Genomic DNA, 21849 nt, shown 5'->3' on the forward strand with positions numbered 1-21849 from the left:
AAATTACGCTTTTGGCCAGTCGGCACAATAGTATTGCCAATAGACTTCGATAAAAGGAATCTCGCCGTAATCGCACAACCACGGTTTGGCGCGTGTGGTGTAGTGGATAACGGGCGGAACAGTGTCGGGTTTGGGGAATACTTCGCTGAGATTTCGTTTTTGGAAATATTGGACTGCGCCGGTTTGGAAATTCCAAGATTCTTCCAATTGCAGCCAATTTTTTTGAAATACGGTGTTTAGAAAGCATTGGTCGCCGTAGGGAACGGATTTGTCAATGGTGGCAGCAGTTTGCAGCAGTTGCGCCGCGATATTCTGTTCCCGCCATTGCGCCAGGTCGACCAACAACATACCGGAATTGAAATAGGGCGTAGTGTGCAGGCCGGTCGGGTGATTCCATTCGGTACGGGCAAGAAAGGAGTCTTGTACCGCCGCAACGGGATAACCGTGCATATCGAGGTTGAACAAATCGTGTAGGGATTGGGTAATCACCATATCGCTGTCGAGATAAAGGGCGCGGTCGACAGGCAGATGTTGCATCATCAGACGGAAAAATGCGGCATCCGAAATATGGGGTAGGCGGCGATATTGGCTGAAGTCCATTTCGATTTTGACATCATTCAGACGGCTGCCGCTGGCGGCGAGTTTTTGGTTGGTATAGTTGATCCATTCTTTCCTGAAGGTATTGTGCATAAGGTAGAAATTGACACCTGTATTGTGCGTACAGATGGACTTCATCAGGGTATGGACTTGTTCGGCATAGCCGGTATCGGCGGCAAGGACGATGGTAATGTTGCTCATTGGTTAAATTCCCTTTATTTGTAATGTTTTAAATTTTGTCAGTCATTTTCTTGGCCTTGCGCGGTCGGTAAGGCGGCGTGGTCTTCGTTTTCCGACATGGCTTTTTCTAATAAATCGCGTTGCAGTTGTTTGCCGGCTTTGATGCCCAATTTGCGCAGTTTTTCGGTGCTGCTGATGAGGTTGCCCCTGCCGGAAACCAAGCGGCCATAGGCCGTCTGAAACTGGGATTGTGCCTGACCAAGCGCTTTATTGATGCCGTCCATGCTTTCGACAAAGCCGACAAATTTGTCATAAAGTTTGCTGCCTGCCTCGGCAATGGCCAGCGCGTTTTGGTTTTGTTGCTCATTGCGCCAGATGTTGGCAACGGTGCGCAGGGTGGCGAGCAGGGTGCTGGGGCCGGTCAGCATGATGCGTTTGTCGAAACACTCTTGGAAGAGGTTTGGATCGTGTTGCAGGGCGAGGAGGTAGGCCGGTTCGACAGGGACGAACATAAAGACGAAGTCCAACGTTTTGACGCCCTCAAGGTCGGTGTAATCCTTCGCTGCCAAGCTTTTGATGTGGGCGCGGATGCTGGCGACGTGGTTGGCAAGCTCGCGTTCTGCTTCTGCGCCGGTGCTTTGCGTATAGCGGACGTAGGCGGTCAGCGATACTTTGGAGTCGATGACGATTTGTTTGTTGTCGGGCAGATTGATGAGGACGTCGGGCTGGAGGCGGCGCTGGGTGCCGTCTGCTTCGTGGCGGACGCTGGAGGCTTGAACGATGTATTCGCGGCCTTTCTGTAGGCCGGAATTTTCCAATACGCTTTCCAAAATCATCTCGCCCCAGTTGCCTTGGGTTTTGTTTTGCGTGCCGGTCAGCGCAGTGGTCAGCGCTTTGGCATCGTGGTGGAGCTGGGTGTTGAGTGTTTGCAGGCGTTTGAGCTCGTTTTCGATGGTCAAGCGCTCTTTGGCTTCTTTTTCATAAGTCTGCTGAACCAGCTCGCTGAAGCCGTGTATGCGTTCGTTGAGCGGATTGAGCAGTTGCTGGAGGTGATCGTGGTTTTGCTCGGTAAAGCGGCGGCTTTTCTCTTCTAAAATAGTGTTGGCGAGGTTTTGGAACTGGTCGCTTAGGTTTTTACGCGCATCTGCCAATAGAGCTAATTTTTCTTCGGCAGCCTGACGGTCTTTTTCCGATTGGGTGTTGAGGCGCTCGTTTTGGACTTGAAGCGCGTGGTTTTGCTCCAAAAGGGCGGCGTATTCTTGTTTCAGACGGCCTTTTTCGGCTTCCTGTTGCTGTAAAAGGCTGTTTTTATCGTCGATATTGGCTTTTTCTTGGGTCAGTTGTGTGGAGAGGCGTTCGTTTTGGACTTGCAGCGCATGGTTTTGCTCCAAAAGCGTGTCGTAGTCTTGTTTCAGACGGCCTTTTTCCGTTTCCTGCTGTTGTAAAAGCGTATTTTTATCCGCACTCAATGCCTGTTCTTGAACCAGCTGCGTGTTTAGGCGTTCATTGTTGATTTGCAGGTTTTGCGCGCTTTGCTGCCATTTTGCACATTCGTGTTTTAAAGCTTCGGCTTCGGCCTCGCAATCTTGCAGATAGGCAATCTGTTTTTCGGCTGCGGCAAAGCGGTTGCCCGTCTCCTGCAATTCGTCTTGCAATTCCTGCACGGTATGGCGGCTTTGCGCCAAGTCTGCCGCAGTTTGAGCCTGCACCTGTTCGGCAAACTCATGCAGGCGGCGGCTTTCGGCCAATTCTTGCAAAACAATAAAGTGTCGGCTTTGGGCTTGGTAGCGTGTTATCAGCCAAGCAAACAGCGCGCCGATAAAAAATGCGGCCGCGCCGGTCAGGATTAGGGTGTTGTTCATGCTGGAAATAGTCAATACGCAGAATGTTTCACTATATCATATATTTGCAGCGCATTTTATGGTCGGATATGTACTAGAAACGTGTGTTTTCTTTAAAAGAAGCTATCAAAGGTATTGGTTTTGACTAATTGAAGATTTGGGCTGTGAAAAAGATAGATCTATAACATTTTGAATTTAAAATATATTTAATTTAGAGTGCGATTTTACAACAAAAAAGGAGGGATTTTATGGGCGCAATAAGATACGTTTGTAGTGTGTATGTAATTAAGACATCGGTGTCATTGAGAAAGACATCGGTGTCATTTTCAAAACAAAATATAAATTAACTAAAATCTTTGTTATGTATGTTTTTAGTATTTTTTCTTTACAGAAAAGTTGTATTAATTAACAATTAACACGGTATGATTCGTCCTGTTTGCAGCGCAGATGCCGACGAAAAAATGTGTATGTTGTTAAATAACATTTTGTATCTATGAAAAAGGACTACTTAAAATGGGAAATTTAATAACGCTTGCTGCCGCTTCTTTAATCGGTATGTCCGGAATATCAGCTTCTGCCATCGGCATCTCCCGTAATATCGAAACGGTAGTACACAAATAATTCAATCATAAACGAATTAATTACAATACTTCAGAAAACGCAACTTAGGCCGTTTTTCGGCCGACAGACAAGAAAGTGAGATAAACAATGAAAACTTTAATCAAACTGGCAGCAGCCTCTTTAATCGGTATGTCCGGCCTGACTGTTGGCGCAACCAATATCGCCCACAATATGGCTGATGCCGATAAATAAAAAATACACAAACACCCTTAAATACACAGAAAAGAGTTAAAATGAAAACATTAATCAAATTGGCCGCGGCTTCTCTGATCGGCATGTCCGGTTTGACAGTTGGTGCGACCAAAATCGCAAAAAATATGGCAGAAGCTGCCAATAAATAAACGCAAGTGAAATTAAGCTTGTTTTGGTGATAAAAAAGGCCGTCTGAATATTCAGACGGCCTTTGTATTTGATGGTAAACCGTTTTATTTGCCGATACAGAAGCGCGAGAAAATCACGCCCAGTAAATCGTCGGCGGTAAATTCGCCGGTGATTTCGCTGCAGGCGTTTTGGGCGAGGCGCAGGTGTTCGGCGAAAAGCTCGATTTGGTTGTTGTTGCAGAGGGCGGCGTTTTCCAGCTCGGCTTCGGCTTCGTGCAAGGCGTTGAGGTGGCGGCTGCGGGCGAGGAACAGGCTTTCGCTTTCGCCCTGCCAGCCGACTTCCTGCAACAGCGCGTGTTTGAGTAAATCGAGGCCGACGCCGGTTTTGGCAGACAGGCTGATGACGCTTTCCGCTCCAGTTTGCGCAAGGCCGTCTGAACGGACGGCGACAGGTTCGCCGGTCAGGTCGGCTTTGTTGTGGATTTCGATTTTTTTCAAACCTTCGGGCAGGCTGTTCAAAATGGCTTGGGTTTTGGCGTTCACGCCTTCACGCGGGTCAATCAGAATCAGCGCGACATCGGCTTCGGAGACGGCTTTGCGGCTGCGCTCGATGCCGATTTGTTCGACCACGTCGTCGGTTTCGCGCAGGCCGGCGGTGTCGATGATGTGGACGGGCACGCCGTCGAGAGTGATTTGTTCGCGCACGGTGTCTCGGGTGGTGCCGGCGATGTCGGTTACGATGGCGATGTCGTCGCCCGCTAAGGCGTTGAGCAGGCTGGATTTGCCGACGTTGGGCGCGCCGACGAGGACGACGTTCATGCCTTCGCGCAAAATCGCACCTTGTTCCGCACTGGCAAGCACGGTTTTCAGACGGCCTTGCAGCGCTTGGAGCTTGCCGCGCGCGTCGGCGGCTTCGAGAAAGTCGATGTCTTCTTCGGGGAAGTCGAGCGTGGCTTCAACCAGCATCCGCAAAGTAATAAGGTCGTCCACCAGCTCGTGTATGTGTTGGGAAAACGCGCCTTTGAGCGAACGCAACGCCATGCGGGCGGCAGATTTGCTGGAGGCATCGATGAGGTCGGCGACGCTTTCGGCTTGGGCAAGGTCGAGTTTGTTGTTGAGGAAGGCGCGTTTGGTAAATTCGCCCGGCTCCGCCATGCGCGCGCCCAGTTCGAGGCAGCGCGAGAGCAGCATGTCCATTACCACAGGGCCACCGTGTCCCTGCAATTCAATCACGTCTTCGCCGGTAAAGCTGGCGGGCGCGGCGAAGTAGAGCAGGATGCCGTTGTCTATCGGCTGCCCGTCGCCGCCGAGAAAGTCGGTGTAAAGCGCGGTGCGCGGCTTGGGCGTTTTGCCGCCGCTGAGGGTTTGCGCCAAAGGCAGCAGGTTTTTGCCGGAAAGACGTATCACGCCGACGCCGCCGCGTCCGGGGGCGGTAGCGATGGCGGCGATGGTGGGTTGGGTTACGGACATGGTTGGCTCGTATCTGGAATTTAATAGACGGTATTATATAGTGATTTCACGATGATGCAGGCCGTCTGAAAACCTTGATTTCGGTTTCAGACGGCCTTTGACTTTGATGGAATTAAAATGATGAACCTTCCTGCTTCAGAAATTCTGCTTCTTCTTCCGTGGTTTTACGCCCCAATACGGCGTTACGGTGCGGATAGCGTCCGAAGTGGTCGATGATGACTTTGTGTTTGATTTCAAAGGCCAATGCGTTTTCATTGGTATAGCGTTCAAACAGCGGTACGGCTTGTTCATGGATAACTTGGCTTTCGCTGTGCATCAACGGCATCAGCATGAAATGGCGTTCATGCGGAAGGAGGTCGGCGAAGCCGGGTTGGCGAACGGCTTCTTGGGCAAGAATGAGTGCAGCAGTATCTTGGGCAAACGCTTGAGGGCTGTCGCGGAACAGATTGCGCGAGAATTGGTCAAGAATAATGATTTCGGCGAGCCTGCCTTGCAGGGTATCGCGCCAGTGTGAAAGTTCGCCGCGAGCTGCCTGCTGCCAAATATCGAAAAATTGAGCGCGAATTTGGGCATCGAATCCATTGTTGCGGGCAAATTGGAAAGGGTGGTTTTCTTCGGTAAACCAGAAATCTAAGACAGTTTGAGGTGTCATGAAAACTCCTTGAAATAGAGTACAGGGAAAATTGAGGCCGTCTGAAAAATTAGAGAGATGCTTTCAGATCATCTTAACCATCAGCGCTTGCGTGAGAAAAGATCGGTAGCGGAGCGGATTGTTGCTCACAATATGCAATTTATGATCTACATCTTTTCAGGATGGGCTCCTTACTACTCTGGTACAATTCCTTCACTTTGTTCAAAATATTTTTGTAATTTTGATATAAATTGCCGACAGATTTTATTCGTATGTGGAGACGACGACAATATTTTGCACTTGGAAAACTTTGCTTGCGTTGCCGACATAAGCTGTTGCACCAATCACTGCGATTTTCATGTGTGACTTCTTGTTGAGATTCGATTGATGAGATGAGCGCATGCAAAGGCCGTCTGAAACTTTTAGTTTCAGACGGCCTTTAAATTAAGACGATTAAACAGCGGCGACGGTAAAACGTTCAAACAAATGCGCTTTGTTTTCCGCATCGTCGGCGATGGCGACTGCCAAATCGGCAACGCTGATGCCTGCCGGAATTTCACCGTCCATCAGCAAATCGTCTTTGCCCAAGCGGTATTTGCCGGTTTTATCTTCGCTGAAACCGCCGTCTGCGCCCAGTCGTGCCGGAGGGGAAACGAAAGACCAGTTCACGTCGCGGCGCGGCAGGAGCTCTGCCAAGAGATGGAGTGCGGCATTGGCGCCGTCGAAAATTTCTTTCGGGAAGTCGGGCGTATCGATAACTTGCAAACCGGGTACTACATACAGGCTGCCCGCGCCGCCAACAATCAAGAGATACGGCACTTGCGCTGCTTTTGCCGCTTCGACGATGCTGTTTGCGCCGCGTGTGAAATCCGCGCCGATGTTGGGATTGGTCCAGCCCGGGTTGAACGCGCTGACTACGGCGTCAAAGCCTGCCAGCTTGTCGGCGAAGTCTGCCGCGTTGACATCTGCTGAGACGGCGGCAACATTTTGCGCTTGGAAAACTTTGTTTGTGTTGCGAGCAAAAGCGGTTACTTCATGACCGCGGCCTGCCAATTCTTGAACGACTGCGTTGCCGACATAATCTGTTGCACCAATAACTGCGATTTTCATGTTTGACTCCTTGTGGGGATGTGATTGATTAGATGAGTGCATTGTAAGGCCGTCTGAAACGAGGTTAAGCTTCAGACGGCCTGTTGTCAGTGTCAGGAAGTGATGCCGGTAATGTTACCCTTTGTATCAAATGAAACATAAAAATAGTATTCATCGTCGGGTATCAATGCATCGTCATCATTGTGAAACACGATATAGAGATTCTGATTGACAAAATTCAATGCTTTCGGCTTTAAATCTTGAAGGAAGCTTTACGCTGTCGGATACGAATTGGCAAAAAATTCGTTTTTGGTGCGGATGTCGTTGTGTTTACGGATATGTTCGAGCAGGTATGCGTTTAAGGGGGAGTAGAGTTGCGCCTGTTGTGCAAATGCTTCCGTTAAGCGTTTGAGCGCCCTGCTTGCCGGTTTTTTGCCGTCTGCGTTCAAAGATAATTTCACAGGCAGCCCTGCCCATTTTGAAGATGCCTCGATGGTGCTCGTAAATGTGTTTAATCTGAATGTTGCTTCAGATATTCTCGGCGTAAGTTTTCCAATTTTTGATTGTGTGCGTCAGTTTCAAGTACTTCAACTAAAAGTATATTGCCTAACCAATCACTTCCGAATGGCTCCCAATCCATGCCTAACTTGCTACGGGTACGGTATATAGTCAGTGGTTTGAGTGTCTGAAATAAGCAGTTTTTAAAGGGGTTGTTTGCATCATCTTCTGCCCAGGTCAGATTGTATATGGGTTGATCCATGAACGTACCGCTTCCAACATGGATATAGCCCAAAATTGGGCAGCTTTTGCCTTGGAATTGTTTTTTGCCTCCACCTATGCCTGCATTAACCTTAAATGTCCCCATTTCAGGGCCGAAATCTGAAGTCAAAATCAAAAATTCATCTGTTTTATTGAAGAATAAGTCGGCATAAACCGTTGTATTCAAATCTAAAGCTGCCAAACGTTCATATACATATTCATCTTCGGCAGAATAACCAAGACCTAAAAATCGCATCAGATGCTGCAGTAGTCCTTTGGGTCTGTAAGGGTTAGATGTGTCGAAATCGGCCATTTAATCATCCTTTTAAAATATAAACATCAATAGGCGGTATACCTTAAAAAGGGTAAATATGCAAATGGCTATAAATAAATATTATTCAACCGCCCAATCAGTTCCGCGCCGATTTTTCATCTGCGCTATATAATCCGCAGTATTCCTAACAGGCCGTCTGAAAACACCAATTTCAGTAAAGTAAACATCATGCAAGACATCAAACCCCTGCTTGTTTTCGCTACCGTCCTCGAACACGGCAGTATGAACGCCGCTGCGGCCGCGCTGGGCATGACGCCGTCTGCCGTCAGCCAGCACATCAACCGCCTCGAAACCCTGCACGGCATCAAGCTGTTAAACCGCAGCACGCGCAGTCTTGCGCCTACCGATGCCGGCCGCGCCTTGGGCGAATACTGCCGCCGTCTAGCCGCCACGCTTGCCGATACGCGTACCGTTATCGACAATCTGAAAACCGAACCCGTCGGTGAATTGCGGATTTCCCTGACTTCCTGCGTCATCGGTTCCCGTGCTTTTCAGACGGCCTTTTCGCGATTGCAAACCGAGTTCCCTAAAATCCGTCCTGTCTTTAATTTCAGCGATACCTTGGACGACCTGCAACACAATCAGACCGACATCGCCATACGCGGCGGCGACCGGGCTTTGGACGATCCCAACTTGGTTGCGCGCCATCTCGTGACTTGGCCGTACATCATTTGCGCCGCACCCGATTATCTTGACCGGCATCCGCCCATTACCCATCCCGCGCAGCTTCATACCCACCGCTGGCTGCACTTCCTGCCCGTCCGCACGACCTTGCAAAATGGTGAAGAAAGCTATTTCCTCGACGTCGCCGACAGCATTGCCTGCACGCATCTTGCCGCAGTGTGTAGTCTGACCGAAAGCGGTTTCGGTTTGTCTTTGCAGGTGGACGGCGAAGTGAGGGAGAAAATTGCGCAAGGCCGTCTGAAAGCGGTTTTGCCTGAATGGACATTGCCGCCGGTCAGCCTTTATTTGGTCACGCCTTATCGTGTGCAGTCTGCCAAAACCGAGGCTGCCGTGCGCATTTTTACTGAGAGTTTTGCCAAGGAAGGGGATTTATGAACGCGGAAAATTGGAGCGTTTACCTGATTTTGTGCGAAAACGGCGCGTTTTATTGCGGCATCAGCAACCGTCCGCAAGAGCGATTTGCAGCGCACTTGTCAGGAAAAGGCGCGAAATACACGCGGTTGAACAAGCCTGTTGAGATGCGCATTGTTTCAGACGGCCTGAGCAAAAGTGAAGCGCTGAAACGGGAAATTGGGATTAAGAAATTGACGGCAGAGCAGAAGCGGGGATTGTGGGCTGAAGCTGAAACAATGGTAAAAGACTAATGGCGGCAATGGATTAAATTGTAGTCGGGATATGAATAACCACATAAATAGGTAAGTCTGCTGGTATCTTTTGCATAGCCAAGCGGCAAATGTTTATTAACATGAGTCAAACAGGCCGTCTGAAACCTGATTGGGATTCAGACGGCCTGTTTGGGATGGGGATGGCTTTCAGGTTGACACTACTCATGGAGAAATCGGTAAAAAGTTGAATTCTAAAAGAAACTTTGAAAATAAAATAAGTAACTGCTTGAACAATAAAATGAAAGTTATCGCGATTCATGACAAATGGGGTGAATTTCTATCCGAGTAGAGAGGTGGTGTCAATATGTTTTTCAGTTTTTGTGACAAAATCTGATTTATACCAATATTTATTATAGTGTAGGTCGAAGGTATTAGTTTCTGTGTTAGAATTTTTGAGCTGTTTATATAAAACAGTGATTTAAATAAAATTAAGGAAAGACAGAACATGAACAAATTACTGATTGCCGTAATGATGATGGCTGGTTTGACAGCTTGTTCCCAAGAGGCTAAACAGGAGACACAAGAGACTGCTCAAGCCGTTGCATCTGAAGTGAAAAACGAAGCCGCTTCTGCTGCCGATGCGACTGCATCTGCCGCTCAAGAAGCTGCCGATAAGGTTGAAGCCGCTGCCAGCAAAGCAGAGGAAGCTGCGAAACCTGAAGAAGCCGCCAAGCCCGAAGAGAAAGCCGAAGCGCCTGCCGCTGAAGCCAAGCCTGCCGAATCCGCCAAAGTAGACGGCAAAGCCGTTTTTGAAGCGAACTGTAAAGCATGCCACGGCGGCTTGATTCCCGGCGCTCCGGCTGTAGGCAAAAAAGAAGACTGGGCGCCTCGCATTAAACAAGGCAAAGACACCTTGCACAAACACGCCCTCGAAGGCTTCAATTCCATGCCTGCCAAAGGCGGCAACAGCAGCTTGAGCGACGATGAAGTGAAAGCCGCAGTTGACTACATGGCCAACGAATCCGGCGCTAAATTCTAAATCATGCCGATTGAAACGCACCTTGTCGCAAGGTGCGTTTTTTATGGGCAGGCGGATGAAAGTTGAAATAGGGCCGATAAACGGGCAAAGGCCGTCTGAAACATTTTATTTTGAAGCGCAATCGGCTAAAATCAGGCGAATGATTTTATGCAGGAGCAAACCATGAGCAATCAACACGACAACGTAGATGCCGGCGAAATCGCCAAGTTCAGCCAAATCGCCGACAAATGGTGGGATACAAACGGCGAATTCAAGCCCCTGCATGACATCAACCCCTTGCGCCTCGACTATATCGACGGCTATGCCGGATTGGCAGGCAAACGCGTGCTGGATGTAGGCTGCGGCGGCGGTATTTTGTCGGAAAGCATGGCCAAACGCGGTGCAGAACACGTGACCGGCATCGATATGGCGGAAAAATCCCTGCAAACCGCCGCTGCCCATGCGGCCGCTCAACACGTTGCCAATATCGATTACCACTGCATCCGCGTCGAAGACCTCGCCGCCGAGCAGCCGCACAGCTTCGATGTGGTAACGTGTATGGAAATGATGGAACACGTTCCCGATCCGGCCGCCATCGTTCAAGCCTGCGCGAAACTGGTCAAACCAGACGGCATGGTGTTTTTCTCCACCATCAACCGCAATCCCAAATCTTATCTGCATCTGATTGTCGGTGCGGAATATCTGTTGAAATTCGTCCCCAAAGGCACGCACGATTGGAAAAAATTCATCACGCCGGCAGAACTCGCGCGCATGTGCCGCCAAGCTGGATTGGATACCGTCGGCAGCAAGGGCATGACCTACAATTTGTTGAGCGGCCGTTATTCCCTGTGCGATTCGACCGAAGTCAACTACATGGTTGCCTGCCATCCGGCGTAAGGCTACACGGATAAAAAATGAGGGCTTGCCCGATATTTGAAACGGTGTGTCGAAAGCAGCTCGATGCAAATCGGTAAAGCAAATCAGGCCGTCTGAAAAGAAAAAAAGGCATGTGCGATACATGCCTTTTTTTGTGTGTAGAGTGGTTGCCGCCCTTATTCCGTCCAAGACGAATACGGATGTTTGCTCAAATACGCATTGGTGAATTTTCCGTCTGCCGTGATTTCCTTGCCCAGCCAAGACGGTTTGGGAAACTCGGTATCTTCAGACGGCAATTCGATTTCCGCCACAATCAAGGGCGCATTGTCACCGAAATATTCGTCGATTTCATACACAAAGCCTTCAAATTCGACACGATAGCGGTATTTTTCCATTTTAAACGGGCACATATCCGCCATCATCGCTTGCGCGTGCGCCAGCGGAATTTCGTATTCAAATTCGCTGCGCGTCATGTCGGAAATATAGCCTTTCAGGGTCAGCCAGGCTTGCGAACCGATAATCCGCACACGGATGGTGCGCTCTTTTTCCACGCTCAAATAGCCCTGTTGCAACACCAGCGGCTCGCCTGCCGTTTTGCGCCAACTGTCATCCGCCAGCAAAAAGCGGCGTTCGATTTCGACCGTCATGAATTCTTTCCTTATTTACCAAACAGGCCGTCTGAAGATTAAAACGGCTTGAAAACCACCATATAAAGCGCGGCCACCATCATCAATACGGGGAGTTCGTTGAATACCCGATACCAGCGGTGCGAATACACATTGCTGCCGTTTTGAAAACGGCGCAGCAGCAGGCCGCAATAAAGCTGGTAAGCCAAGAGCAGCAGGCCGCACAATAATTTAACCGCCAGCCAGCCGTTGCCCCACCAATTATTTACAAACCCGATGGCCGCGCCAAATATCAGCGTTCCCCAGCCCAAAGGCGACATAAAGCGGTATAGCCTGCGCGACATATCCGTCAGCCGTACATATTCCACGCTGCCGGGTTCCAATTGCGCCAGATTCACATAAATCCGCGGCAGATAAAACAGTCCGGCAAACCAAGAAATCACAAAAAATATGTGTAACAGCTTAAACCACAAATACATTTCAGACGGCCCCAAAACCTAAAACCATTATTTTATCCGCAATACGGCCCGAGCCAAAACAAAATAGTCAAAACAATCCGATTTAGTGCGCCGCAACAATGTGTTGCAGGCATGATTTTACCCAAAAGCCAAATTGTAAATTCCGCAACAATATGCAAGTTGAGATATGCACAATGCAAAAAACTTGTTAAAATCCTATGCTAATTAATTATAAAAACATTATGGACGGAAAACATGAAACAATTTGAAATTAGCAACAGCGTCAGAAAAGCGCTTTGCGACTACCTGAATACGCGCAATCTAAACCTCAAAGCCGCCATGGACAACGAAACAACCAATGGCGAGGTTGCCGCCATCGTTCATGCAGGATTGCCGGCGATGATTCGGAAAATCTATTCTTTGGAAAAAATGAAAACCTTTTTCTGGACGAAAAAAGATTTGATGATGGAATTTATCAATATGCGCTTGGATGCCGGTGATAAAAAGGGCAAAAACTAATTTTAGTGTTGGGCTGGGGGAGATAGGGGTTTGATATGCGGACTTCTGTCTTTCTCGAAGTCTTGTTAGGGACAGTGCTTGCTCATTGTTCCTAATAAGTTTTGACAACCGAAAGGCCGTCTGAAATTCAAATGATAGGGCATGGGAACATGCCCTGTTTTTATGGGCGGCTTGTCCGCATTGGGAAAATATTGAGCTTGGCAACCGTTGCGGCGTTCCGCGCTGGGTGGTTTTATCGGCTGAATGGTTTTATATTTGTTTTGCTGAAAATATTGAATTGATTATAAAAAGGCCGTCTGAAACATTTCAGACGGCCTTTGGCGTTGAATCAGCAATTAAAACGGCGGATTTTCAAATCAAGCAGCGTTGTCGAAACCGCTGTGGCGGAGCAGGGCATCCAGGCTTGGTTCGCGGCCGCGGAAGGCTTTGAAGGATTCTGCTGCGCTGCGCGAACCGCCTACGGCCAGTATTTCTTTCCAGAAGCGGCGGCCGGTTTCGGCAACGTCGTCGCTCTCTTCAAAGGCGGCGTAGGCGTCTGCACTCAAAACTTCCGCCCATGCGTAGCTGTAATAGCCTGCGGAGTAGCCGCCGGCGAAGATGTGGCTGAAGCTCAAGGCAAAGCGGTTGTATGCCGGTGGTTGGGTCACGGCGACTTCTTGTCGCACTTTGTCCAAGATTTGCGGCCATTCTTTCAGACGGCCTTCATCTTCCTGATGGTAGATTTCCATGTCGAAGAGGGCAAATTCCATTTGACGGACGAGGAACATACCGCGTTGGAAGTTTTTGGCAGCGTGCATTTTGTCGAACAGCTCTTTCGGCAATGCCGCGCCGGTTTCTTCGTGCGAGGACATTTGCGCCAATACGTCGTATTCCCAAACGAAGTTTTCCATGAATTGGCTAGGTAGCTCGACCGCGTCCCATTCGACGCCGTTGATGCCTGATACGCCCACTTCGTCAACTTGGGTCAACAAATGGTGCAGGCCGTGGCCGGTTTCATGGAAGAGGGTGATGATTTCGTCGTGGCTCAAACGCGCTTCTTTGTCGCCGACCGGCGGGGTGAAGTTGCAGACGAGGTAAGCAGTCGGCAGTTGCAGCGTACCGTCGGCGAAACGGCGGCGGCTTTTGTAGCCATCCATCCATGCGCCGCCGCGTTTTCCTTCGCGTGCGTACAAGTCCATGTAAACGCCGCCGATGGTTTGGCCGTCTTGTTTCAGCTCGAAATAGGGCACGTCTTTGTGCCAAACGGGGACGGTTTTTTCAGCCAGCTCGATGCCGTAGAGTTTTTTGATTTGGGCAAACAGGCCTGCCAATACTTTGCTGATAGGGAAGTATTTTTTCACTTCGGTTTCGCTGAAGGCGTATTTGGCTTGGCGCAGTTTTTCGGCGGCGTAGCTCAAATCCCAAGATTGCGGATCTTCGATATTCAGGGTTTCCCGTGCAAAGGCTTTGATTTCGGCAAAGTCTTTTTCGGCAAACGGTTTGGCGCGGCGGGCAAGGTCGTGCAGGAAGTTTAGAACCTGTTCGGGCGTATCCGCCATTTTGGTTGCCAGCGACAGCTCGGCGTAGTTTTTGAAGCCGAGCAGTTTGGCGGTTTTCAGCGCGTTTGCAAGCGTTTGTTCGACGTTGGCCGTGTTGTCGAATTTACCTTCGTCAGACAATTCGCTGGCACGGGTAACGTAGGCACGGTAGATTTGTTCGCGCAGTTCTCGGTTGTCGGCGTATTGGATAACGGCGAGGTAGTGCGGAATCTGCAGGCCGATTTTGTAGCCTGTTTTGCCTTCGCTTTGCGCGGCGGCGGCAAACATGGCGATGGAGTCTTCGGGGATGCCGGCAAGCGGCGCAGCATCGTCAAAGTAAATGCCGAAAGCGTCGGTCGCGTCTTGGACGTTTTGTGCGAATTTGGCACCCAGTTGCGCGCCTTCGGTTTGCAGTTGCGCCAGTTCTGCCTGCTGTTCGGGCGGCAATTCGGCACCGCTGAGGACGAAATCGCGCAAGTCGTGGTTGAGCTTGGTTTGCTGCGCTGGGGAGAGGGTGTCGAATTCGGCAGAATTTTTGATGATTTTGAAGCGGTTGTACAACTCGATGTCTTGACCGATTTCGGTGAAGAAAATGGTGATTTCAGGCATCAATTCGTTGTATACGGCACGCAGCTCGGGCGTATCGACGACGGAGTTGAGATGGGAAACCACGCTCCAAATGCGGCCGACGCGTTCGGTAATGTCGGTCAGTTTTTCGACGGTGTTTGCCCAGTTGGTGTGCGTTTGCGCTTTGATGGCGGCGATTTGTTCGCGCGCTTCGGCAATGGCGGTTTGCAGGGCGGGTTTGATATCTTCGGTTTTGATTTGGTCGAAACGGGGTTCTTCGCTCAAGTGGAGCAGGACGTTGTCGCTCATATGGTTTCTCCTGAATAAGATGGATTCAGACGGCCTTTTGGCCGTCTGAAAAGAAAACGATAGGCGTTATATGGTGGCAGACAGGCAGAATTAAAGTGTTCCGCCCGCCTGTCGGCCAATCTTATTCTGCGCCGCGCGGATTGGCGTGCAATGGCGCAGCCAGCTCGAGGCGCATCGGTGTGCCTTTCGGGGCAAATACTGCATTGGCAACATTGGTTTGCAGGGATTCGGCAAACGAGCCGCGATACACTTTTGCGCCTTGGTGGGTCAGGTTGGATTGTACGTCGACGTACACTTCTCCGCCGATTTGACGCCAGAGGTGGCAGAAGGTGTAGTCTTCGGACAGATAGCGTTTGCTTTCAGGATCGACCATGCAGTCGAAGAAGCGGTAGTGCAGTCCTTTGTCTTCTCTGTTGTAGTCGCTGTCGGAGATGTAGTTCAACTCGGGGTAGGCTGCCATCATTTTTTCAAATACGCTGCGCTTGATAACCATGAAGCCGGTTGGCGCATCATGAACTTTCATAAAACCGTCTTCATCGACTTTCAATACGATTTCACCGTTTTCATTTTTTTCGCTGGTGTTGACGGTATAAGAAGTGTACATGCGCTCGAAGTCGGCTTGGGTCGTGCCGGCCGGAACGCCTTCTTCAGGCCAGTTGTCGCGTTTGAGCGGATAAATGCCTGCTACAACGTCTTTGTCTGCCAAAAGCAGACGGTAGAATGAGTCGGGAGAGAAGCCGATGTCGGAGTCAATCCAGAATAAATGCGTCCATTCTTTGTTTTCCAAAAATTTGGCCACGCAGTTGTTGCGCGCGCGCGTAATCAGGCTTTCGCCGCGCTGCATCATTACTTGCAGCGGCAGGCCGAGGGAGGCGTTGGTGTGGACGATGTTCAGAAGCGAGAGGGTGTAGTTGTGGAAATATTTGCCGTCATGGCTGGGGGTCATAATGACGGGATACATTTCGGCAAGGGCTGATTCGGGCAACATGACTTTTCCTTATTGTTGATTGTGAACTTCATTATTGTAAGGGATTTGATTGTATCAATAAACAAACCGTACTATTTTGTTTGGTTGATCAGTCGGTATTGCGTGCGCAAAAATTCGTCTAAGACGGCCTGTTGTATTTCCAGCCGTTTGGAAACGGGGGAGGCGAAGCGTACGATGATGTGGTACACCTTGTCATCATGCGGCACGCGGGACACGCGCGGCTGGGCGGCGGGGGTAATAAAGAGTTTTTGCGCTTGAACGTTTTCCAAATATTGTTGGATAACGGGAACATAGGCCGCGCACAACGGCTCAAGAACGGCTTTCAGACGGCCTATGATTTCGTCCGAATCCAAATGAATCGGCACGGGGATTTCAACCGTATGAATCACATAATTGCCCAAAATATTGTCGCGGCGCACGGTATGGCTCAAAAGCAGGCTGTTGGGAAACGAGAGCGTTTTGCCGGAAAGTTGGCCGATCAACGGATTAGGGCCGATTTGCATCATCAGCGTGTTCAGCATATTGATATCGACCACCCGTCCGCGCAGGCCGTTGATTTCGATGTAGTCGCCGATGGAATATTGTTTGGTTACCGAGCGCAGGATGCTGCCGGACAAACACATAATCAATTCTTTGGTCGCCACCACAATCGCTGCGGCCACTGCAAACATCGACAATGCCAACGTTTGAATCTGCGCCGCCCAAATCATCGCCAGCCCGAGCAGGATCAGCAACATGGTCACGTTGCGGCTGAACACCAGCGAGCGGCGTTTGTTTTCAATGCTCAAATCCGGATGGCTGCGAAAATGCGCCGAGAGCAAAATGCTGCGCCCGGCAATGACGGCCACAATCATCAATACCGACATCAATGCCGATTTAATGATTTCTTCACTGACAGGCAAAGCGTTCAGCCATTCATGCATGGTGTTCCACATAATCCTGTTTCCTTTCCCTTCTTAGGCCGTCTGAAAACCCACGCGTTCAAAAATTTCTGCCGCACACGCTTCCGATACCGCAAACAAAGTTGCCACGCTGCCCAAAGCCCGTTGCGTAGCCGCACTCAAATCATCACGGCACACTTCGCCCAGCCACTCAACCGGCCGCACCAGCGACATTTTTTCATCGTCCCATTGCGGACAATGCACCGCTCCGCCTGTAATCCTGCCAACCCGATAACGGCGCAGGGTAGGCGAGTAGGTCAATACGGCATCTCCATCGGCCAACTCGTTGACAAACCGCCACATCTGAGCCGCACCCGATTGCGCTGTTCTCAACTTCACATTCGGCACGGCCGAACGGTAAATATCCGTCAGTTCCTCACGGCCAAAACCCTTGGCCGCCGCTTCGGCCAGCATGGGCCAGGCCAATGCCGCCACACCGCGTTCAAAAAATACATCATAAAGCGCACCTTGCGTGCTGCGAACCATATAAAGTCTGGCTTGTTTTCCCATTGCAGTACCTGTTTGTTTGAAGAACCCATCCCTTTGTTTCCATGTTACCTGTTACGGCTGAAAAATTCGATATTTTACATTGCCGGAAGGGTTTGAAGTTCTCGCTGAAAATAAATGAATTATAGATGAAAGGCCGTCTGAAAAATAAAATAGGCTTATATATCAACAGATGATATATCGTAACAATATATTAATAACTGTAAAATTTTTTACGTTTGTATCAAAAAAAAGATAAAATGAAAGAATCAATCGCGAAAGATTGCTATTCACTGAACATTAGGAGAGAAAAAATGACCTGCAAAACCCACGAACATCATGACCACGTTCACGGCGCAAACTGCGGCCACACTGCCATCAAACACGAAGGCCACGTCGATTATCTGCACGACGGCCACCTGCACCATGAGCACAACGGCCACTACGACGAGCATGCTCTGAGTGTCAATGAAACCAACCCTGACGGCTGCCATCCGGTTGACACCTGCCACGGCCACATTCACGGCGAAGGTTGCGGCCACGAAGCTGTACCGCACGGCGATCACGTCGACTACATCGTCAACGGCCGTCTGCATCACCAACACGGCGACCACTGCGACGACCATGGCCCGGTTGAAATCGTTAAATAAAACTGTTTTTCAGACGGCCTTTGATATGGGGCTTCTATAGAAAAAGGGGGTGTATTTTCACCCCCTTTTTTTGTGGGCTATCTTTTCCTATTAGCCAAAGTCTCTTGCAATAAACTTTTCAGATAATCTCTCTATACAATAAGGTCGTCTGAAAGCCTCAATCCGTATTTGATTTATGTTTTTAAAGCGCTTTTTAAATTAAAGGCCGTCTGAACGTGTAGTTTCAGACGGCCTTTAGTGTTACCAATTCACGCGGACGGCCCTGCTACCTAGCAATGTTTCCAGTTCGTCAAACAAGGCGGTGCTTGGCGTTACCATCCATTTTGGTGCAATTTTCAATTTGCCTGATGCTTTGCAGTTGCTGTACGACAGTTGCAGTGGGATGTGCGACGTGTCGGGCAGGCGGTGGGCGGTGAGGATGGCGGCGAGGCGTGCGATGTCGTGACCGGGGGCGAGGGCGAGGCTGAGGCTGCGGGCGTAGCGTTCGCGCGCCATTTGCAGGGTCATGACTTGGTTGGCCATGATGCGCAGCCCATCGCCGCCGCCGTAGTCGTCACGGCTGACTTTGGATTCGATAATCAGCACTTGGTCGGATTTGAGGTAGTCGGCGCAGTTTTCCAGCGTCTGGCCGCTGACCATGATTTCAATCTGCCCGCTCAAATCTTCGAGGCTGACAAAGGCGATTTTGCCGCGTTTGCCCATCATGGTGCGCACGGCAGTGACGAATCCGGCGAGGCGTACGCTGTCTTGCGGTTTCAGACGGCCTAATTTGGTCGGGGCGATTTGGCGGACTTCTTGGGCATACGGGCCGAACGGGTGGCCGGAGAGGTAGAAGCCGATGACGGTTTTTTCTTCGGCGAGTTTTTCCGACTCGCTCCACATGGGTGCGTCGATGAGCTGCACCGGTTCGATGGCGTCTTCCATCATGTCGAAAAGCCCGCCCTGGTTGGCGTTGGCGGCTTTTTGGTCGGCGTTGTTCATGGCAAGGTCGATGTTTGCCAAGAGCATGGCGCGGTTGGGTTCGATGCTGTCGAACGCGCCGCCGCGTATCAGGGCTTCGAGGGTGCGGCGGTTCATGTGTTCTTTGCCAACGCGCTCGCAGAAGTCCAAGAGGCCGGTAAACTTGCCGCCGCTTTGCCGCGCGGCGATGATGGATTCGACGGCTGCTTCACCCGTGCCTTTAATCGCGCCGAGTGCGTAGCGGATTTTCATGTTCGGATACGGCGTGAAGCGGTAGTCGGATTCGTTGATGTCGGGCGGCAGGAACTCGATGCCGTTGGCGCGGCAGTCGTCGTAGAAATGCTTGAGCTGGTCGGTATTGTCCAATTCAGACGACATGGTCGCCGCCATAAATTCGGCGGGATAGTGCGCTTTGAGCCATGCGGTCTGGTAGGAAATCAGGGCGTAGGCGGCGGCGTGGGATTTGTTGAAACCGTAGCCGGCGAATTTTTCCATGTAGTTGAAGATTTCGTCGGATTTTTCGCGCGAAATGCCTTGTTTTGCCGCGCCTTCGGCGAAGATTTCGCGGTGTTTCACCATTTCTTCGGGCTTTTTCTTACCCATGGCGCGGCGCAGCAAGTCCGCACCACCGAGTGAGTAGCCACCGATAATCTGCGCCGCCTGCATCACTTGTTCCTGATACACCATAATGCCGTAGGTCGGCGCGAGGATACCTTCGAGCAGCGGGTGGATGTATTGGAATTCCTGGCCCTTCATGCGCGCGACGAAGTCAGGGATGTTGTCCATCGGGCCGGGACGGTAGAGTGATACGAAGGCGATGAGTTCTTCAAACTTGGTGGTGTGCGCCGTTTTCAGCATTTTTTTCATGCCGGTCGACTCGAACTGGAACACGGCGGTGGTGTTCGCATCGCGGAAGATTTGGTAGGCGGCCTGGTCGTCAAGCGGAATCTTGCCGACATCGACGATATCGCCGGTGGTGTTTTTGATGTTGTTCTGCGCCATTTCGATAATGGTCAGGTTGCGCAGACCTAAAAAGTCGAACTTCACCAAACCCACGTCTTCCACGTCGCCCTTGTCGTACATGGATACGGGCGAGGCGGATTCGTCCGCCTGATACACGGGGCTGTAATCGGAAATCTTGCCCGGCGCAATCAACACGCCGCCTGCGTGCATACCCAAACCGCGCGTCAGGTCTTCCAGCTTTTTCGCCAGCGTAATCAGTTCGTCCGCTTCTTCCGCTTCAATCAGTTCCTGAATTTGCGGCTCGGCCTCCATGGCTTTTTCCAAACTCAGAGGTTTGTTGGCTTCCAACGGAATCAGCTTGGACAGTTTGTCGCACAGCATAAACGGCAGTTCCAGCACACGCCCCACGTCGCGGATGACCGCTTTGGACGACATCGTGCCGAAGGTAACAATCTGGCTGACCGCTTCCGCGCCGTATTTCTCGCGCACATATTCAATCACGCGGCCGCGGTTTGCCTGACAGAAGTCCACGTCAAAGTCAGGCATGGAGACGCGTTCAGGGTTCAAGAAACGTTCGAACAGCAGCGCGTATTTGAGCGGATCGAGGTCGGTAATCTTCAGCGAATACGCCACCAGCGAGCCAGCGCCCGAACCACGACCCGGCCCTACCGGACAGCCGTGCGTTTTCGCCCAGTTGATAAAGTCTTGTACGATAAGGAAATAGCCGGGGAATTTCATCTGGATAATGATGTTCAACTCAAAATCCAGCCGCTCCTGATATTCCGGCATTTTTGCCGCACGCTCCGCCTCGTCGGGATAAAGCTGAACCATGCGTTCCTGCAAGCCTTCGTTGGACAGTTTCACCAAATAATCATCCAGCGACAGGCCGTCCGGAGTAGGGAAGAGCGGCAGGAAGTTTTTGCCCAATGTGATGTGCAGATTGCAGCGTTTGGCGATTTCCACCGTGTTTTCCAAGGCTTCGGGTAAATCGGCGAAACGTTCGGCCATCGTTTCCGGCGGAATGAAAAACTGGCTCGGCGTGAAATTGCGCGGACGTTTTTTGTCTGTCAATACCCAGCCGCCCGCGATGCACACCCGCGCCTCGTGTGCGTTGAAATCGTCGCGGTTCATAAACTGTGTCGGATGCGTTGCTACCACCGGTAAACCCAACTCCTCCGCCAGCTTCACGCTGCCGGAAACGCAAGCCTCCCATTCGGGGCGTTCGGGCAGGCGTTGCAGCTCTAAATAAAACGCATCGGGAAACCATGCCGCATATTTCAACGCCGCCGCACGTGCCGCGTCTTCATTGCCGTTTAAGAGATTCACGCCCACTTCGCCGTAATGCGCGCCGCTCAAACAAATCAAGCCGCTGTTGTCGCCGTTTTCCAGCCATTCGGGATTGAGTTCCGCATGATGGATATTGCGGTCTTTGCCGACATAAGCCTCCGTCAAAAGCTCGCTCAAGCGCAGATAACCCGCATCGTCGCGGATAATCAGCATGGCGCGAAACGGCTTGTCGGGCGCATTCGGATTACCTATCCACACGTCCGCCGCGCCGATGGGCTTAATCCCTGCACCGCGGCAGGCTTTATAGAATTTCACCAAACCGAACTCGTTCATCAAATCGCTGATGCCCAAAGCAGGCAAACCGTATTCCTGCGCTTTGGCAATCAGTTTTTTAATCCGCACCATACCGTCGGTAATCGAAAACTCAGTATGCAGGCGCAGGGGGATGTAGGTCGGCTCGGTCATGGCAAAATCGGCGTGAACAATAAAAGGCGTATTGTAGCAGGGTTGGCAGCTAAAGGCCGTCTGAAAACCAAATGTAATGGGGTTGGAT

Annotated in this window: 20 protein-coding genes; 6 read left to right on the top strand and 14 right to left on the bottom strand. The window is 50.7% G+C overall.

The features are described from left to right. Nucleotides 1-3: 3 nt before the first annotated feature. From O3681_RS08635 to O3681_RS08665, 7 genes are all read right to left on the bottom strand, one after another. Nucleotides 4-798 carry a glycosyltransferase family 8 protein gene (locus tag O3681_RS08635; RefSeq protein WP_371459752.1) on the bottom strand — a complete coding sequence of 265 codons (795 nt, stop codon included), beginning with the start codon at nucleotides 796-798 and terminating at the stop codon, nucleotides 4-6. Between the two features lie 38 nt (nucleotides 799-836). After that, nucleotides 837-2639, bottom strand: a complete 1803-nt coding sequence (gene rmuC / locus O3681_RS08640; RefSeq protein WP_371459753.1) for a DNA recombination protein RmuC — start codon at nucleotides 2637-2639, stop codon at nucleotides 837-839. A gap of 1025 nt (nucleotides 2640-3664) precedes the next feature. After that, the gene (mnmE, locus tag O3681_RS08645) at nucleotides 3665-5029 is read right to left on the bottom strand and encodes a tRNA uridine-5-carboxymethylaminomethyl(34) synthesis GTPase MnmE (RefSeq protein ID WP_371459754.1); all 1365 of its coding nucleotides are present in this window, start codon (nucleotides 5027-5029) and stop codon (nucleotides 3665-3667) included. A 112-nt stretch (nucleotides 5030-5141) separates the two neighbouring features. Next, the gene (locus O3681_RS08650) at nucleotides 5142-5681 is read right to left on the bottom strand and encodes a DUF924 family protein (RefSeq protein WP_004520918.1); all 540 of its coding nucleotides are present in this window, start codon (nucleotides 5679-5681) and stop codon (nucleotides 5142-5144) included. 432 nt (nucleotides 5682-6113) lie between these two features. Then, entirely contained in the window at nucleotides 6114-6770 is a 657-nt protein-coding gene (locus O3681_RS08655) for an NAD(P)-dependent oxidoreductase (RefSeq protein WP_371459755.1), read from the bottom strand. 251 nt (nucleotides 6771-7021) lie between these two features. Further along, a complete protein-coding gene (locus tag O3681_RS08660; protein ID WP_371459756.1) occupies nucleotides 7022-7210 on the bottom strand; it encodes a hypothetical protein in 189 nt (62 codons plus the stop codon). A gap of 50 nt (nucleotides 7211-7260) precedes the next feature. Then, nucleotides 7261-7821 carry a hypothetical protein gene (locus tag O3681_RS08665; RefSeq protein WP_371459757.1) on the bottom strand — a complete coding sequence of 187 codons (561 nt, stop codon included), beginning with the start codon at nucleotides 7819-7821 and terminating at the stop codon, nucleotides 7261-7263. Nucleotides 7822-8010: 189 nt separating this feature from the next. Between O3681_RS08665 and O3681_RS08670 the strand changes: the two genes are divergently transcribed. From O3681_RS08670 to ubiG, 4 genes are all read left to right on the top strand, one after another. Continuing rightward, on the top strand, nucleotides 8011-8901 hold the full coding sequence (locus tag O3681_RS08670) for a LysR family transcriptional regulator (RefSeq protein ID WP_371459758.1): 891 nt from the start codon (nucleotides 8011-8013) through the stop codon (nucleotides 8899-8901). Then, on the top strand, nucleotides 8898-9170 hold the full coding sequence (locus O3681_RS08675; protein WP_371459759.1) for a GIY-YIG nuclease family protein: 273 nt from the start codon (nucleotides 8898-8900) through the stop codon (nucleotides 9168-9170). Before O3681_RS08670 ends, O3681_RS08675 begins: the two co-directional genes overlap by 4 nt. A gap of 466 nt (nucleotides 9171-9636) precedes the next feature. Then, nucleotides 9637-10170, top strand: coding sequence for a cytochrome c5 family protein (locus tag O3681_RS08680; RefSeq protein ID WP_070815008.1), 534 nt, complete (start codon nucleotides 9637-9639; stop codon nucleotides 10168-10170). A gap of 162 nt (nucleotides 10171-10332) precedes the next feature. Next, a complete protein-coding gene (ubiG, locus tag O3681_RS08685) occupies nucleotides 10333-11046 on the top strand; it encodes a bifunctional 2-polyprenyl-6-hydroxyphenol methylase/3-demethylubiquinol 3-O-methyltransferase UbiG (RefSeq protein ID WP_371459760.1) in 714 nt (237 codons plus the stop codon). A 155-nt stretch (nucleotides 11047-11201) separates the two neighbouring features. On the opposite strand, the gene O3681_RS08690 is transcribed toward ubiG, so the two are convergent. Together O3681_RS08690 and O3681_RS08695 are read right to left on the bottom strand one after the other, a co-directional pair. Continuing rightward, the gene (locus O3681_RS08690; RefSeq protein WP_371459761.1) at nucleotides 11202-11672 is read right to left on the bottom strand and encodes a CYTH domain-containing protein; all 471 of its coding nucleotides are present in this window, start codon (nucleotides 11670-11672) and stop codon (nucleotides 11202-11204) included. A 38-nt stretch (nucleotides 11673-11710) separates the two neighbouring features. Then, nucleotides 11711-12130, bottom strand: coding sequence for a CopD family protein (locus tag O3681_RS08695; protein ID WP_004520906.1), 420 nt, complete (start codon nucleotides 12128-12130; stop codon nucleotides 11711-11713). A 234-nt stretch (nucleotides 12131-12364) separates the two neighbouring features. Here O3681_RS08695 and O3681_RS08700 point away from each other — a divergent pair, with 234 nt between their 5' ends. After that, nucleotides 12365-12628, top strand: coding sequence for a hypothetical protein (locus O3681_RS08700; RefSeq protein ID WP_371459762.1), 264 nt, complete (start codon nucleotides 12365-12367; stop codon nucleotides 12626-12628). 356 nt (nucleotides 12629-12984) lie between these two features. Here the strand turns inward: O3681_RS08700 and O3681_RS08705 are convergent, their stop codons facing one another. The 4 genes from O3681_RS08705 to O3681_RS08720 form a co-directional block, all read right to left on the bottom strand. Beyond that, entirely contained in the window at nucleotides 12985-15021 is a 2037-nt protein-coding gene (locus O3681_RS08705) for a M3 family metallopeptidase (RefSeq protein ID WP_371459763.1), read from the bottom strand. A gap of 121 nt (nucleotides 15022-15142) precedes the next feature. After that, nucleotides 15143-16009, bottom strand: a complete 867-nt coding sequence (locus O3681_RS08710; protein WP_107724009.1) for a hypothetical protein — start codon at nucleotides 16007-16009, stop codon at nucleotides 15143-15145. 71 nt (nucleotides 16010-16080) lie between these two features. Continuing rightward, complete coding sequence (locus tag O3681_RS08715; protein WP_004520900.1) at nucleotides 16081-16944, bottom strand: mechanosensitive ion channel family protein; 864 nt, start codon at nucleotides 16942-16944, stop codon at nucleotides 16081-16083. Between the two features lie 21 nt (nucleotides 16945-16965). Next, nucleotides 16966-17460: a restriction endonuclease gene (locus O3681_RS08720; protein ID WP_371459764.1), complete on the bottom strand. Its 495-nt coding sequence runs from the start codon at nucleotides 17458-17460 to the stop codon at nucleotides 16966-16968. Nucleotides 17461-17750: 290 nt separating this feature from the next. Here O3681_RS08720 and O3681_RS08725 point away from each other — a divergent pair, with 290 nt between their 5' ends. Further along, a complete protein-coding gene (locus O3681_RS08725) occupies nucleotides 17751-18086 on the top strand; it encodes a hypothetical protein (RefSeq protein ID WP_063068286.1) in 336 nt (111 codons plus the stop codon). 240 nt (nucleotides 18087-18326) lie between these two features. Here the strand turns inward: O3681_RS08725 and dnaE are convergent, their stop codons facing one another. Continuing rightward, nucleotides 18327-21761, bottom strand: coding sequence for a DNA polymerase III subunit alpha (dnaE, locus tag O3681_RS08730; RefSeq protein ID WP_371459765.1), 3435 nt, complete (start codon nucleotides 21759-21761; stop codon nucleotides 18327-18329). Between the last annotated feature and the right edge of the window lie 88 nt (nucleotides 21762-21849).

Origin of the sequence: Neisseria sp. 27098_8_158, assembly GCF_041433145.1 — a bacterium.
Classification (GTDB): domain Bacteria; phylum Pseudomonadota; class Gammaproteobacteria; order Burkholderiales; family Neisseriaceae; genus Neisseria; species Neisseria subflava_E.